The organism is Cupriavidus sp. MPR-AND1C (assembly GCF_058809705.1).
The window spans coordinates 54,404-68,925 of sequence record NZ_JBXASU010000004.1 but is presented as its reverse complement, the minus strand read 5'-3'; the positions used below and the strand labels follow the sequence as shown (position 1 = coordinate 68,925).

The 14,522-nt window shown below is 68.2% G+C and carries 16 protein-coding genes; 11 read left to right on the top strand and 5 right to left on the bottom strand.

Annotation, left to right across the window (positions count from 1 at the left end; all coding sequences use genetic code 11):
* Positions 1-152: 152 nt before the first annotated feature.
* The 9 genes from AC1RWI_RS03920 to AC1RWI_RS03880 all read left to right on the top strand — a co-directional run bounded on the left by AC1RWI_RS03920 (position 153) and on the right by AC1RWI_RS03880 (position 9,062).
* Positions 153-1,148: a tripartite tricarboxylate transporter substrate binding protein gene (locus tag AC1RWI_RS03920; protein ID WP_492864812.1), complete on the top strand. Its 996-nt coding sequence runs from the start codon at positions 153-155 to the stop codon at positions 1,146-1,148.
* On the top strand, positions 1,148-1,936 hold the full coding sequence (locus tag AC1RWI_RS03915) for an ABC transporter ATP-binding protein (RefSeq protein WP_492864680.1): 789 nt from the start codon (positions 1,148-1,150) through the stop codon (positions 1,934-1,936). Before AC1RWI_RS03920 ends, AC1RWI_RS03915 begins: the two co-directional genes overlap by 1 nt.
* A complete protein-coding gene (locus tag AC1RWI_RS03910) occupies positions 1,933-2,943 on the top strand; it encodes a PQQ-dependent catabolism-associated beta-propeller protein (RefSeq protein ID WP_492864678.1) in 1,011 nt (336 codons plus the stop codon). Before AC1RWI_RS03915 ends, AC1RWI_RS03910 begins: the two co-directional genes overlap by 4 nt.
* Entirely contained in the window at positions 2,936-4,117 is a 1,182-nt protein-coding gene (locus AC1RWI_RS03905) for an ABC transporter substrate-binding protein (RefSeq protein ID WP_492864676.1), read from the top strand. The genes AC1RWI_RS03910 and AC1RWI_RS03905 overlap by 8 nt, the downstream gene beginning before the upstream one ends.
* 18 nt (positions 4,118-4,135) lie before the next feature.
* The gene (locus AC1RWI_RS03900) at positions 4,136-4,960 is read left to right on the top strand and encodes an ABC transporter permease (RefSeq protein WP_492864674.1); all 825 of its coding nucleotides are present in this window, start codon (positions 4,136-4,138) and stop codon (positions 4,958-4,960) included.
* An 8-nt stretch (positions 4,961-4,968) separates the two neighbouring features.
* Positions 4,969-5,721 (top strand): quinoprotein dehydrogenase-associated SoxYZ-like carrier, encoded by a 753-nt coding sequence (locus tag AC1RWI_RS03895; protein WP_236701900.1) that lies wholly within the window; start codon positions 4,969-4,971, stop codon positions 5,719-5,721.
* Positions 5,718-6,659 (top strand): quinoprotein relay system zinc metallohydrolase 1, encoded by a 942-nt coding sequence (locus AC1RWI_RS03890; protein WP_492864672.1) that lies wholly within the window; start codon positions 5,718-5,720, stop codon positions 6,657-6,659. Before AC1RWI_RS03895 ends, AC1RWI_RS03890 begins: the two co-directional genes overlap by 4 nt.
* Before the next feature lie 214 nt (positions 6,660-6,873).
* Positions 6,874-8,616, top strand: a complete 1,743-nt coding sequence (locus AC1RWI_RS03885) for a PQQ-dependent methanol/ethanol family dehydrogenase (protein ID WP_043346807.1) — start codon at positions 6,874-6,876, stop codon at positions 8,614-8,616.
* A gap of 161 nt (positions 8,617-8,777) precedes the next feature.
* Positions 8,778-9,062, top strand: coding sequence for a c-type cytochrome (locus AC1RWI_RS03880; protein WP_492864810.1), 285 nt, complete (start codon positions 8,778-8,780; stop codon positions 9,060-9,062).
* 229 nt (positions 9,063-9,291) lie between these two features.
* On the opposite strand, the gene pqqE is transcribed toward AC1RWI_RS03880, so the two are convergent.
* The 5 genes from pqqE to pqqA form a co-directional block, all read right to left on the bottom strand.
* On the bottom strand, positions 9,292-10,488 hold the full coding sequence (pqqE, locus tag AC1RWI_RS03875; RefSeq protein ID WP_492864670.1) for a pyrroloquinoline quinone biosynthesis protein PqqE: 1,197 nt from the start codon (positions 10,486-10,488) through the stop codon (positions 9,292-9,294).
* Entirely contained in the window at positions 10,460-10,732 is a 273-nt protein-coding gene (pqqD, locus tag AC1RWI_RS03870) for a pyrroloquinoline quinone biosynthesis peptide chaperone PqqD (protein ID WP_035862268.1), read from the bottom strand. The genes pqqE and pqqD overlap by 29 nt, the downstream gene beginning before the upstream one ends.
* Positions 10,729-11,421, bottom strand: a complete 693-nt coding sequence (gene pqqC, locus AC1RWI_RS03865; protein ID WP_492864668.1) for a pyrroloquinoline-quinone synthase PqqC — start codon at positions 11,419-11,421, stop codon at positions 10,729-10,731. Before pqqC ends, pqqD begins: the two co-directional genes overlap by 4 nt.
* Positions 11,418-12,335, bottom strand: coding sequence for a pyrroloquinoline quinone biosynthesis protein PqqB (pqqB, locus tag AC1RWI_RS03860; protein ID WP_043346801.1), 918 nt, complete (start codon positions 12,333-12,335; stop codon positions 11,418-11,420). Before pqqB ends, pqqC begins: the two co-directional genes overlap by 4 nt.
* Before the next feature lie 112 nt (positions 12,336-12,447).
* A complete protein-coding gene (pqqA, locus tag AC1RWI_RS03855) occupies positions 12,448-12,522 on the bottom strand; it encodes a pyrroloquinoline quinone precursor peptide PqqA (protein WP_006161450.1) in 75 nt (24 codons plus the stop codon).
* 85 nt (positions 12,523-12,607) lie between these two features.
* Here pqqA and AC1RWI_RS03850 point away from each other — a divergent pair, with 85 nt between their 5' ends.
* Positions 12,608-13,537, top strand: coding sequence for an alpha/beta fold hydrolase (locus AC1RWI_RS03850; RefSeq protein ID WP_043346799.1), 930 nt, complete (start codon positions 12,608-12,610; stop codon positions 13,535-13,537).
* A 23-nt stretch (positions 13,538-13,560) separates the two neighbouring features.
* Positions 13,561-14,496: an MBL fold metallo-hydrolase gene (locus AC1RWI_RS03845; RefSeq protein ID WP_492864665.1), complete on the top strand. Its 936-nt coding sequence runs from the start codon at positions 13,561-13,563 to the stop codon at positions 14,494-14,496.
* Positions 14,497-14,522: the final 26 nt, after the last annotated feature.

The following is a 14,522-nucleotide window of genomic DNA, read 5'->3' as shown; positions in this document are numbered from 1 at the left end:
ACTGCACAACGCGCGTCCCTGCTTGATTGGCAGGCGCCCCCCCAGGACGATGCCGGAGAACGCCTGGCGGCGCACAGCGCTCATGCTGCACCGCAGATGGTATCGGCCTTGCTCCTCTAACCGGCATGAACACTTCCACCGCCTGCCACGCCATGCTTCGTCGCCTTGCTTTCGCGCTGCTGCTCTGTCTGGGGCTGTCCCATGGGCTGGCCAGTGCGCTGGCCGCGCCGGCGCAGGACGCGCAACGCTTTCCGGTGCGCCCGATCACGTTGATCGTGCCATGGCCGGCGGGCGGTGCCACCGATATCTCGATGCGGGTGCTGGCGGAGCTGGCCGGGCGCGAGCTCGGCCAGCCCATCGTGGTGGAGAACAAGCCAGGCGCCGGCGGCACGCTGGTGGGCGGCGCGCTTGCCGCCGCGCGGCCGGATGGCTACACCATCGGCCAGTTGCCGCTCACGGTCTATCGCTTCCCGCATCAGCAGAAAACCGCGTGGCAGCCGCTGCGCGACATCCAGCCGGTGCTGATGATCTCCGGCTACACCTTCGGCATCGTGGTGCCCGCGGACAGCCCCTTCCATACGCTGGATGACCTGATTGCCTGGGGCCGTGCCCATCCCGGGGCGCTGACGGTGGGTTCCACCGGCATCGGCACCACCGCGCACCTCGCCATGGAGGATGTGCTCGGGCGCAGCGGCGTGCGCTACGTGCACGTGCCTTACCGCGGCACCGCGGACCAGATGCTGGCGGTGGCCAATGGCTCGCTGATGGCGGGCGTGAATTCGACCGGCTTCGCGCCCTTCGTGGACAGCGGGCGGATGCGCCTGCTGGCCGTGTTCAGCGCGCAGCGCTCGGCGCGCTGGCCCGAGGTGCCGACCGTCAGCGAGCTGGGTTTCGACCACGCGATCCACAATTCGCCCTATGGCATCGGCGTGCCGCGCGGCACCGACCCGCTGATCGTCAGCCGCCTGCACGACGCGTTCCGCAGCGCCATGTACCAGCCCCGCCACGTGGCCGAGCTGGCCAGGTACGACCAGGAACTGACCTATATGAACACCGCCCGGTACGAAGCCTACCTGCAGCGCGCCTGGGACGTGGAGCGGCGCTTCGCCGAGCGGGTGGGCACGGCGCTGCCGAAGGAGCACCTGTGATGGCCCCGGAATCCCAGCTGGCACTGCACTGTGAGGCCGTGCGCAAGCGCTTTGGCGACCAGCATGCGCTGGACGGCGTTTCGCTCGACGTGCGGCGCGGCGAATTCGTCGCGCTGCTGGGCCCCAACGGCGCAGGCAAGACCACGCTGTTCCAGATCCTCAGCGGCTTGTTCGTGCCCGACGCGGGGCGGGTCACGGTCGTGGGGGTGGATATGCGGCGCCACCCGGTGCGCGCGCTGGCCCGGCTCGGCATCGTGTTCCAGCAGCCAGCCATCGACCTGGACTTGTCGGTCTTGTCCAACCTGCATTTCCATGCCGGCCTGCACGGGCTGGCGCGCCGCGTTGCCGCCGGGCGGATTGCCCGGCTGCTGGAGGATTTCGGCCTGGCCGAGCGGGCCGCGGCGTCCGTGCGCGAGCTCTCGGGCGGCAACCGGCGCAAGGTGGAGCTGGCGCGCGCGCTGTTGCACGAGCCTGCCGTGCTGCTGATGGACGAGCCCACGGTCGGGCTCGATCCGGCCTCGCGCGCGCAGCTCGTTGCCGATGCGCGCCGGCTTGCCGCGCAGGCGCAGGCCGGCGTGCTGTGGGCCACGCACCTGGTGCAGGAGGTGGAGCAGGCGGACCGCGTGATCGTGCTGCATCGCGGCGCGGTGCGTTTCGATGGCACCCCGGCCGCGCTACGCGGCGCAGCCGAGCGTGACAGCCTGGAGCAGGCCTTCCTGGCCCTGACTGCCTTCCCCGCATCGCCAATCCGTGCCGCCGAGCGAGCCACCGAGCGCGTCCCGGCATGAACAAGCCGCCCTCCCTTGGCTTTATCGCCTGCGCCACTGTGGCCGCCATGCTGCTGCTGATTGCCGCCGGCGTGGCCGGTGCTGCCGAAAGCCGCAATGCCACCGGGCAGGTCTTCGTCTCCAGCGAGAAAGACGATGCCGTGGCCGCCTATAGCGCCGCCAGCAGGCAACTGATCGCCGTCTGGCGGCAATGCAAGCGCCCGCGCCACCTGCAGCTGTCGCCGGACCGGCGGCGCCTTTATGTGGCCTGCAGCGACGATAGCCGGGTGGACGTGGTCGACGTGGCGAGCCGCAAGACCGTGGCCTCGCTGCCGGTCGGCGACGATCCGGAACTGTTCGACCTCAGTCCCGACGGCCGCACGCTCTACGTCTCCAACGAGGAGGACGGATTGCTGTCGGCCTACGACATCGCGTCCGGCAAGAAGGTGTTTGCCATCAAGGTGGGCGAAGAGCCGGAGGGCGTGAAGGCCAGCCCGGACGGCAAGCGGGTGTACGTCACCTCGGAAGTGGCCAATCTGGTCCATGTGATCGACGTGGCGTCGCGCAAGCTGGTCAGGAATATCCAGGTCGGCAACCGCCCGCGCCGCCTGCTGCTCGCCATGGACGGCAAGGAGCTGTGGGTGACCAACGAACTGGCCGCCAGCGTGAGCGTGATCCGCACCGATACGCTGGAGGTGGTGCAGACCATCGCTTTCACGCCCAAGGGCTTGCGTGCCGAGGACGTGACCCCGGTCGGGCTGGTCGCCAGCAGCGATGGCAAGCGCGCCTATATCGGGCTGGGCCGCGCCAATCGCGTGGCCGTGGTGGATGTGGCTTCGCGCCGGGTGCTGGACTACGTGCTGGTGGGCCGCCGCGCCTGGGGCCTGGCGCTGACGCGCGATAACGCCTTGCTCTACGTGGCCAACGGGCTCTCGGATGACGTCAGCGTGGTCGACACCGCAAGCAACAAGGCCGTGACCACGCTCAAGGCGGGCAGGGTGCCGCATTCGGTGGCGATCGATGATTAGCCCGGCGACCGGGCTGCGCTGGCTGGCCGTGTTGGCGTGGCTGGGGGCCACCGCGCACGCGGCTGAGGTACGGGTGGCGGTGGTTTCCATGGCCGGGGATGCGCGCTATGCGCCCAGGCGGATGGAGCAGCGTTATCCCGGCCAGCCGCAAGGACGTCCGGTGGACGGCGCACGCGTGGCAGCGGCGGAATCGCGCTTTGCGCTGGAAGCCGCCGGGCAGGTCTTGCGGCTCGATGCGCAGGAGGCCAGCAGCGAAGCCGAGGTGGGCCCCATGGTGGCCGCGCTGGCGCGCCAGGGCACGCGCTTCATCCTGCTCGACCTGCCGGCTCCGGCGGTCAGGCTGGCGGCGCGCGCGGTCAAGCCCGGCGAAGCGCTGCTGTTCAACGTTTCCGCCGCCGACGATGAACTGCGCGGCGCTGGCTGCGCGCCGCACCTGCTCCACACGCTGCCCAGCCAGCGCATGCAGGCGGATGCGCTAATGCAATACCTGGCGCTGCGCAAATGGCGCCGTGCGCTGTTGCTGAGCGGGCCATCCCCGGAAGACGCGGCGCAGCGCGCCGTGCTCACGCAGGCCGCCCGCCGCTTCGGCATTGCGTGGTCGGCGCAGCGCGCGTTCAAGCTGTCGAACGATCCGCGCGAGCGCGAGCTGGGCAATCTCAGCCTGCTGACCACCGGCGTGGACTACGACGTGGTGGTGGTGGCCGATGCAGATGGGGAGTTCGCGCGCAGCGTGCCCTATGCCACCCAGTTGCCGCGCCCGGTGGTGGGTGCCAGCGGGCTGAGCGCCCAGGCCTGGCACTGGGCATGGGAGCGCAACGGCGGGCCGCAGCTGAACCGGCGTTTTATCAAGGCGGCGGGCCGCCCCATGACCGGCTACGACTGGGCTGCGTGGGTGGCCGTGAAGGCGATTGCCGAAAGCGTGGCGCGGCAGCCCAAGGGCGGCTTTGCCGGGCAGGCCGAGGCGCTGGTCACCGAAGCGGTCGTGGTGGATGGCTTCAAGGGGCCGCCGCTGTCCTTCCGGCGCTGGGACCACCAGCTGCGCCAGCCGGTCCTGCTGGCGCATCCCGACGGCGTGGTCGGCGTGGCCCCGGTGGAAGGCGTGCTGCATCCGAAAAACAACCTCGACACGCTGGGCGCCGACGCCGCCGACACCGCGTGCCGGCCAGGCAAATAAGGAGGCGACGCCCGAGCCATGACTACCACCCTGATCCACGCCTGGCGCGCCTTGCGCGCGGTGTCCGGGCGCGAACTGCACAAGTTCTTCCGGCAGCCCGGGCGGTTGTTCTCGTCGCTGGTGCGGCCGCTGCTGTGGCTGCTGGTCTTCGCGGCCGGCTTCCAGAACGCGCTCGGCGTTGCCATCGTGCCGCCCTATGACACCTATGTCGAATACAAGGTCTTTGTCACGCCCGGCCTGCTCGGCATGATCGCGCTGTTCAACGGCATGCAGTCCTCGCTGGCGATGGTGTACGACCGCGAGATGGGCGTGATGCGCTTGCTGCTGACCGCGCCGCTGCCCAGGGCCTGGCTGCTGGCCTGCAAGCTGGCCGCCGGCACCTTGCTTTCCTTGCTGCAGATGATCGCTTTCCTGCTTGTCGCCATGGCCTTCGACGTGACGTTCGCGCCGGCGTGCCTGCCCGGCGCGCTGGCCGTGATGGTGCTGGCCGCGCTGATGCTGGGGGCGTTGGGCTTGCTGCTGTCGGTGCACGTGCGGCAGCTGGAGAACTTCGCCGGCACCATGAACTTCGTGATCTTCCCGATGTTCTTCATCAGCTCGGCGCTGTATCCGCTCTGGAAGCTGGAGGAGTCCGGCGCCACCGTGGTCTACCAGCTCGCGCGCTTCAATCCCTTCACCCATGCCGTGGAAGCGATCCGCTTCGCCCTGTACGGGCAGGCCGCGCCAGTCAGCCTCGCGGTGGTGGCCGGTTGCACGGCAGTGTTTTTCGCCTTGGCGCTGCTCGGCTACGACCCGCAGCGCGGGGTGGCGCGCCGCGTGCGCCAGGCCGGGGGGGCGGCATGAGGCGCGCCATGCCGCTGGCAGCTTGCCTGGCGTTGGCTGCGGCGGGCGCGTGGGCATCTGAGAGCCGCGATCCGTTGCAGTCGCCGCAATGGCCGCTGGTGCGCAAGGAAGCGCTGCAGCAGGCGCCGTTCGTGTTCGACAGCCGCGTCAAGGTCACCGGGCCGGCCTTTGCCGAAGATCCGATGCGGGTGCCGATCGCCTTCGATGCATCGGCGCTCGGCGAGGTGGATCGCGTCGTGGTGATGGTGGACCGCAACCCGATCCGCAAGGTGCTGGAGTTCGAGCCGCTCAAGGTGCGTCCCTCGCTGTCGTTGCGCTTCAAGCTGGAGCAGGCCTCGCCGGTGCGCGTGGCAGCCCGCACGCCGGACGGCGTGTGGCATGTGGGCGGGGTGATGGTGGATGCCAGCGGCGGCGGCTGCACGGTGCCGGGCGCTACCCGCCGTGATGGCTCATGGAGCACCACGCTGAACCGGGTCGAGTCGCGCGTGTTTCCCGGCCTCGGCGGCGCGGGTGCCCGGGTGCGCCTACGCGTGATGCACCCGATGGACACCGGGCTGGTGGCCGGCATCCCAGCTTTCCATGTGGAGTCGCTGAACCTGCTCGACGCCACGCGGCAAGCGATGCTGCGGCTGACGCTATACGAACCGGTCGCTGAAAACCCGATCTTCTCCTTCGATCTGCGCGGGGCCATCGAGCGCGGCATGACGGTGACCGGACGCGATAACAACGGCAACCGGTTTGCGGCGCAGGTGACGCCATGAAGCGCGTGCTCGGCATCCTGCTATGGCTGGCAGCGCAGGCGGCGCTGGCGCAGGCAGGGGACGCAGGGGACTATCGCCTGGCGCCGCGCCAGGTGGCCGCCGACGTGTGGCTGCTGGAAGGGGCGAACGCGGATTTCGCGCCGGACAACGGCTGCAACATCATCAACACCGCCTTTATCGACACGGGTGATGGCGTGGTGGTGATCAATACCGGGCCATCGCGCCAATATGGCGAGCAGCAGCGCCGCGCCATTGCTTCGGTCACGGCGGCGCCGGTACGGCTGGTGCTCAATCTCAACCTGCATCCGGACTACTTCTTCGGCAACCAGGCCTATGCCGACGTGGGCGCCAGCGCGCTGGCCGGCACCATCGACGGCGCCCGGCGCGAAGGGCCTGCCTATGCCGACAACCTCTATCGCCTGTGCGGCAACTGGATGCGCGACACCGAACCGGCGCCGCCGCGCCACGTGCTGACCCCGGGCCGGCGCACGATCGGCAGGCACACCTTTGATCTGATCCGGATGGACGGCCACACCGCCGACGACCTGGTGATCGTGGACCGCAGCGCCGGCATTGTGTTCGCGGGCGGTGTGGCGTTCCGCGAGCGCGTGCCGACCACGCCCCACGCGGATCTCAAGCGCTGGCTGGCCAGCCTGGACCAATTGCAGGCGCTGCTGCGCGACAGCGGCGCGCGGCTGCTGATCCCCAGCCACGGGCCGGCGCTCGGCAGCGCGGATGCCATCGCGCAGACACGCGGCTACCTGCAGTGGCTGGATGCCCGCATGACCCAGGCGGCATCCCAGGGGCGCGACCTGGCCGAGGTGATCGCCATGCCGGTGCCGCAGGCATATGCCCACTGGGGCGCCATGCCGGCGGAGTACTTGCGCAATGTGACGCACCTCTACCCGGCGTATGAGGACGCCGCGCTGGGACGCTGAGTCAGGGCAGGTGTGCTGTTCAATTCCGCAACAACGGCAACGGAGTGTTCCGCGCTGGTACGCCATCAAGGCATCCGTAGGCCGCGATGGGGCCGCTATCGGGCTGCTATGGGCCCGGATGCGGGTGTTTTCCCTTGGCATGGGAATTGCCAAGTGTCCGTCTGGTGTGCGTGGCACACCGGCGAAGATCGACAACAAGACAGAGGAGCAGACAATGAGGACGTTACGCGTGATGATGGTGCTCGCGGCGACAACCGCGAGCCTGGTGGCGCAGGCCGCGGTGACCGATGCCATGATCGAGAACGACGCGAAGTCGCCGGGCGACGTGCTGTCGTGGGGGATGGGCCCGCAAGGCCAGCGCTTTTCCACGCTGAACCGCATCAACACCAAGAACATCAGCCAGCTGGTGCCGGCGTGGTCGTTCTCTTTCGGCGGCGAGAAGCAGCGCGGGCAGGAAGCGCAGCCGTTGATCCACGACGGCAAGATGTTCGTGACCGCCTCCTATTCCCGCATCTACGCGCTCGACCTGAAGACAGGCACCAAGCTGTGGAAATATGAGCACCGCCTGCCCGAAGGCATCATGCCCTGCTGCGACGTGGTCAACCGTGGCGCGGCCCTGTACGACAACCTGGTGATCTTCGGCACGCTCGATGCGCAACTGGTGGCGCTGGACCAGAAGACCGGCAAGGTGGTGTGGAAGGAGAAGATCGAAGACTATGCTGCCGGATACTCTTACACGGCGGCCCCCCTGATCGTCAAAGGCATGGTGCTGACCGGCATCTCGGGCGGCGAGTTCGGCGTGGTGGGACGGGTCGAGGCACGCGACGCCAAGACCGGGCAGATGGTGTGGTCCAGGCCAGTGGTGGAAGGCCATATGGGCTACAAGTATGACAAGGACGGCAACAAGACCGAGAACGGTGTGACCGGCACCCAGAACGCCAGCTGGCCCGGCGAGACCTGGAAGACCGGCGGCGCGGCCACCTGGCTTGGCGGCACCTACGATCCGCAGACCGGCCTTGCCTACTTCGGCACCGGCAACCCGGGGCCGTGGAACAGCCACATGCGCAAGGGCGACAACCTGTATTCGGCCTCGACCGTGGCGCTCGACCCCGCCACCGGCAAGATCGTATGGCATTACCAGAACACGCCTAACGATGGCTGGGATTTCGACGGCGTCAATGAGTTCGTGACCTTCGACCAGGATGGGAAGCGCTTGGGCGGCAAGGCCGACCGCAACGGCTTCTTCTATGTCAATGACGCCACCAGCGGCAAGCTGGTGAACGCCTTTCCCTTCGTCAAGAAGATCACCTGGGCCAGCAGCATCGACCTCAAGACCGGACGACCCAACATGATCGCGGAAAGCCGGCCGGGCGACCCGGCGGCGGGCGGCGATCCGAAGAAGGGCCAGTCCGTGTTCGCCGCGCCGGGCTTCCTCGGCGGCAAGAACCAGCAGCCGATGGCCTACAGCCCGCAGACCGGCCTGTTCTATGTGCCGGCCAATGAATGGGGCATGGATATCTGGAACGAACCCGTGGGCTACAAGAAGGGCGCCGCGTTCCTCGGCGCCGGCTTCACCATCCATCCGCTCAACGAGGACTACATCGGCTCGCTGCGCGCGATCAACCCCAAGACCGGCAAGATCGAGTGGGAAGTCAAGAACTACGCGCCACTGTGGGGCGGGGTGATGACCACCGCCGGCGGGCTGGTGTTCTGGGGCACGCCGGAGGGCTACCTGAAGGCCGCGGATGCCAAGACCGGGAAGGAACTGTGGAAGTTCCAGACCGGCAGCGGCGTGGTGGCGCCGCCGGTCACCTGGGAGGAGGGCGGCGAGCAGTATGTGGCGGTGGTGTCGGGCTGGGGCGGCGCCGTGCCGCTGTGGGGCGGGGAAGTCGCCAAGCGCGTGAATTTCCTGGAGCAGGGCGGATCGGTGTGGGTGTTCAAGCTGCACAAGAGCTGAATGTTGCCGGACACCATGTAGCGTAGCTGTCCTGCGCGTGCCGGCATCGCACACCGGCGCCGGCACGCGCGAGGGCGGGTCGATGATCAGAGCATTGGGACGTAGATATGCAGAAGGCGAGAGGATTCCTGTCGTTGACGGGCACCGTGGTGGTGGTGACGATGATGCTGTGTGCCGCCCGTGTCGAAGCGGCGCCCGATATGCAGGCGCTGGCTGACAAGAGCGGCTGCTTTTCTTGTCATGGCATGAAGACCAAGGTAGTCGGGCCAGGCTTTGCCGAGGTGGCGGGCAAGTACAAGGGCGACGGGGAAGCACCCGAGCGGCTCGCGAAAAAGATCCGTGAGGGCGGGAAAGGCGTTTGGGGACGGATTCCCATGCCGCCACACGACAATCTCAGCGAGACTGATGCCAGGAAGCTGGCAGAGTGGGTTCTGAGTATCGGGTGAGCATCGGGTGAGTATCGGATGAGCCTTGGAATAGACCGGTGTCAGGCCTGACGGTCGGATAAAAACCGGATACGAAGGAAGGATTCGCAAGGACGTTTCACATCGGCCCGCATGGCTGCCCAGGCACGGTGTGAAACGTCTTTGATTTTTCTGTTTTCGATTTTTCGATTTTTCGATTTTTCGAGTTTTCGAATTTTCGAATTTTCGAATTTTCGAATTTTCGAATTTTCTATTTGGCGCTTTTTCTGCCGGCGCAGCCAGCTTCGCTGCTCAGCCTGAGCGAATTCCCATCGCTGCGGAAGACCATCCCGTGCCCCCGTGCGCGCGCCTGCGCCTCGGCCAGCCTGCCCTGTAGCACGATCTCCATGACCTTCCCATGTTCTCCCGACCGATCGCAGACCGGATCCGTGGCGGCGGCATCGCCGGTCAGCAGGAACGCCTGACAGCGGCACCCGCCATGGTCTTGCGCCTGCGAGTCGCAGGATCGGCAAGGCTGCGGCAGCCAGTGCGTGCCGCGAAAACGCTGGAAGGCGTCGCTGTCGCGCCATATTTCACGCAGCGATCGCGTGGTGACGTTCGGCAGGTCGAGCCCGGGCAGCATGCGGGCCGCGTGGCAGGGCAGCGCGACGCCGTCGGGCGCCACGCCAAGGAAGGTGGTGCCCCACCCGTTCATGCATTTCTTGGGCCGTTGCTCGAAGTAATCGGGCACCACGAACAGGATCTTGCACCGGTTGCCGATGCGCGCGCGGTAGGCATTCACGACCGCTTCGGCTTCGCGCAGTTGCTCATGCGTGGGCATCAGCGCCTGCCGGTTCTCCCAGGCCCATCCGTAGTATTGGGTGTTGGCCAGTTCCAGGTATTCGGCGCCCATCTCCAGCGCCATCTCGATGATGGCGCCGACGTGGGGCAGGTTATGCCGGTGCAGCACGCAGTTCATCACCATCGGATAGCCGTGCGCCTTGATCAGGCGGGCCACGCGCTGCTTCAGGTCGAAGGTGCGGGTACTGGAGAGAAAATCGTTGAGTTCGCGCGTGGAGTCCTGGAACGATAGCTGGATATGGTCGAGCCCGGCAACGCGCAAGGCGGCCAGCCGTGCATCCGTGAGGCCGATGCCGGAGGTGATGAGGTTGGTGTAGAAGCCCAGCCCGTGGGCATGTCCGACCAGTGTTTCCAGGTCTTTGCGCAGCAGGGGTTCGCCGCCCGACAGGCCCAGTTGCACGGCGCCCAGTGCGCGCGCCTGGGTGAAGACGTCGCGCCACTGCGCGGTGTCGAGCTCGGCATCATGCCGGGCATAGTCCACCGGGTTTGAGCAGAAGGCGCAATGGAGCGGGCAGCGGTAGGTCAGTTCCGCCAGCAGCCATAGCGGCGGCCCGGGTGGCGCCATGGCTGCTGGCGGCTCAGACCAGCCAGCCGCGTTCGATGGCATGTTTGACAAAGGCGTGTACCTCCGGTGCGATGCCCTGCACGCCGAAGGCGGACTGCAGGTCGTCGATCAGCATGTCGAGAGTGTGGCTGCCGTCGCAGCGCTGCAGGATGGCAGCCGCGCTGTCGTTGAGCGTGACCATGCCTTCCGGATACAGCAGGATCCAGCTCTGCTGGGCGTCTTCCCACTGCAGGCGAAAGGTCCGGTGCAGCGTCGGCTTGGTCAGGTCGGCTTCGGTCGGGGTCATGGTTGGGCGAGTTGGATGGCGTCGAGCATCGACCACAGGATGTCGAGCTTGAATTGCAGGATGTCCAGCGCGCGCTGCTGCTGCTCCGGCGTGCGGAAGTAGCCGAGCGTCACGCGCAGGCCGTGATCGACGTCGCGCTGCGCAAGCGGAATGCGCGAGCGGAAATAATCCAGCCCCTGCGCTTCGATCCACGGATAGTGCCCCGGCCAGCCGGCCAGGCGCTCCTTGTGGATTTCCGGGGCGAACATCTCGGTCAGCGAGGAGCACACGGCCTCCTGCCAGGGCGCGCGCCGCGCGAAGTTCACATAGGCGTCGACGGCGAAGCGCACGCCGGGCAGCACGTGCCGGTGCGACCACAGCGCGTCCCGCGTGAGTCCCACCGCCAGGCCCAGCCGCAGCCAGGCTTCGATGCCGCCCTCCTGGGTGTCTGTGCCGTCATGGTCCAGGATGCGCACGACCCACTCGCGGCGCGTGGCGCGGTCGGGGCAGTTGGAGAGCACGGCAGCGTCCTTGAGCGGGATGCTGGTCTGGTAGTAGAAGCGGTTGGCCACCCAGGCGCGAATCTGCGCCGGCGTGCATTGCCCGGCCGCCATGCGCAGGTTGAACGGGTGGTGAATGTGATAGCCGGTCTCTTTCGCGCGCAGGCGCGCTTCGAATTCGGCGGGGCTCCAGGCCGTGGCTTGTGTCATAGCGTGATTTCCATGCCGTCGTAGGCCACCTCGATGCCGTGGTCCGCCAGCAGGCCGCGCTGCGGCGAGTCGTCCACCAGGATCGGGTTGGTGTTGTTGATGTGGATCAGGATCTTGCGTGCCGCGGGCAGGCGGTCGAGCGTCTCGATCATGCCGCCCGGGCCGGACAGCGCGAGATGCCCCATGTCCGCGGCGGTCTTGGCGGAGAAGCCAAGCTGCTGCATCTCATCGTCGCGCCAGCAGGTGCCGTCCACCAGCACTACGTCGGCGCGCTGCAGTTCGTCGAGCACGCGCGGCTCGATGCGGCCCAGCCCGGGCGCATAGAAGGCGCGCCGGCCGGTGGCGGCATCGACAATGCGCAGCCCGATATTGTCGCCACGCTGCGGCGCGTTGCGGTTGGGGGAATAGGGCGGCGCCTTGCTCTCCAGCGGCACCGCCGTCAGCATCACGCCATGGAGCGGCGGCACCGTGAAGGGCGCGTCGTCCAGGGCCAGCGTGTGCGTGTCCAGCCCGCAGTAGTGCGACAGCATGCGTGTCAGCGGGAATGCTGTGGCGAGATCCTGCAGGACCGCCGCGGTGGCGTAGACCGGCAGCGCCTGCCGATGCTCGCGCAACATCAAGAGGCCGGTCACGTGATCGATCTGCGCATCCATCAGCACCACCCCGGCAATGCCGGTGTCGCGCGGCTGGCGCGCCGGCTGCAGCGCTGGCGACTGGCGCAGTTGCTCGAGGATGTCGGGCGAGGCGTTGACCAGCACCCAGTCCTGTCCTGCGTCGCGTAAGGCGATCGATGACTGCGTGCGCGGCGTGGCGCGCAGCGTGCCGTTGCGTACGCCATCGCAATGGCGGCAGTTGCAGTTCCACTGGGGAAAGCCACCGCCTGCGGCCGATCCCAGGACCCGGAGTATTGTCATGACGCGTATCGATAGGGTTCGTGACAGAGTCGAAGAGCAAAAAGCCCGCCAGCGAGAAAAAAGGCCCGCGGGGAGCGGGCCTTGCCAGGTTGGCGCGTTCAGGCAAAGAGGCTCAGCGGTTGGCGATGTACATCGTGATTTCGAAACCCAGGCGTAGTTCTTTGTAGGCGGGGGTGGTCCAGTTCATGTCTCCTCCTCGGGGTGGCATAGTTAGTGAATGCAGCGTGTGGTCTTGCGGCGGACATCGCCGCGTTCTTTCCGAGGCAACATCCATGCCCGCAGCGCCGCCGCCGTCCCACTGTTCTTTCCTCCGCATGCGGGATGGCCACCGCATGCATGTGCGGCAGGCGGGGCCGGCCACGGGCGATCCATGGCTGGTGCTTCATGGCGGGCCGGGCAGCGGCTGCAGCCCGTCGATGGTGGCGTGGTTCGATCCGTTGCGGCACCGCGTGGTGATGCCCGACCAGCGTGGCGCGGGCCGTTCGCGGCCCGCCGGGACGCTGCGCCGGAATACGGCGGGCGTGCTGCTGGCAGACCTGGAGCAGCTGCGCCAGGCGCTTGGCGTCCAGCGCTGGGGCGTGGTGGGCGGATCCTGGGGAGCAGCGCTGGCGCTGGCCTATGCCGCGCGCTATCCCGATGCGGTGGCGGCCCTGGTCCTGCGGGGCGCTTTCCTGACTGGCCGCGACGATATCCATCGGCTCTTTTCCCCGCGCGGCGGCGCGATGCTGCGGCGCGTCATGGCAAGGGGCGTGCGGTCGTCCGATGCCCGGGCCCGCCTGCTCACTGTGTCGCAAGTGTTGCAAAGTGGTACGACTGTTCAAAAACTGGACACTGCCGGACAGTGGCAGCGCGCCGAACGGCGGATGCTGGGTCTTGGCCGGACGCGGCCGGTGCGCCAGCCGTGGCGCGAGCGCATGGCAGCGGTGAACAAATACCGGGTCCAGGCGCATTACCTGCGCCGCCGCGCCGGACTGGGCAAGCCGGCGCTGCTGAAGGCGGCGGCGCAGATCGGCGCGCGGGACGTGCCGGTGACCTTGCTGCATGGCCGTGCCGATGCGGTCTGCCGGCCGGCCAACGCTCTGCGTTTGCAGGCCGTCATGCCCCGGGCGCGGCTGGTCTGGGTGCCTGGCGGACACGTGCCCGCCGGTGCCATGGCCGAGGCCCTGCGTGCCGCCATCCGCGCGGCGGGCCGGCAGCGGTGACGGATCCCGCCCGGCGCGGATTCATGGGCGCCCTGCTGGCGATGGCGCTCGGCGGCGCCGGACCGGCCGCGGCATTGGGCCGCGTGGTGCTGGCGAGGTTGCAGCCTGGTGTGTATGTGGCCAGCGCAGCCAACGCCGAGGTGGCGCGGGCCAATGCCGGGGAGGTGGTGCCGACCCTGGTCCATGTGACCGGAGCCGGGGTGCTGGTGGTCGACCCGGGCCCGCATCTGGCCTGGGGGAACGGGCTGCTGGCGGCGATCCGGGCGGTGACGCCCGAGCCGGTGCGCTGGGTGGTCAACACCCATGCGCATCCCGAGAACGTGCTGGCCAACGCGGCGTTCGCTCGCTTGCGGCCGCGCCCCGCGTTCCTGGCCTCTGCCGCCACCGCTGGCCTGATGCGGCAGCGCTGCGAGGCGTGCCTGGCCCGGCTGTCCGCGCAACTGGGGCCAGCCGCGATGCGCGGCACGCGGATCGTGTTGCCTGAACCCGGCTTGCGCCATGGCGATCGCCTGCAGACCGGCGCCACCGCATGGGAAGTGCAGGTCCACGCGGGGGCGCATAGCGCTGCGGATACTGTGCTGTATGCGCCACGGCGGCGGCTGTTATGCGTGGGCGGCCTGGCCTACCGCGACCGCGTTCCGGAGATGCAGGAGGCTTCCCTGCAAGGCTGGCGGCGCGCGCTGCGCGCCGTGTCTGCGCTACCCGCCGATATCGTGGTGGGCACCGCGCCGGGCACGCCGGCGCAAACGCTGGCGCCCACGCTGGCCTACCTGGACGCGTTGGCCGGCGGTGTCGCCGCCGCACTGGAAGCAGGGGGCGATGCGGCGCGCGTGCTCAGCCCGGCCGCCGCCGGGCCGTACCGCCATTGGCGCTATTTCGCTTCGCGCCATCCCTTGAATGTGCAGCACGCCTGGCGCGAACTGGAAGACCTGTGGATGAACGGCGAGCCGCTGGCCTGAGCGCCAGCCGGCGCACACGGCTGCCG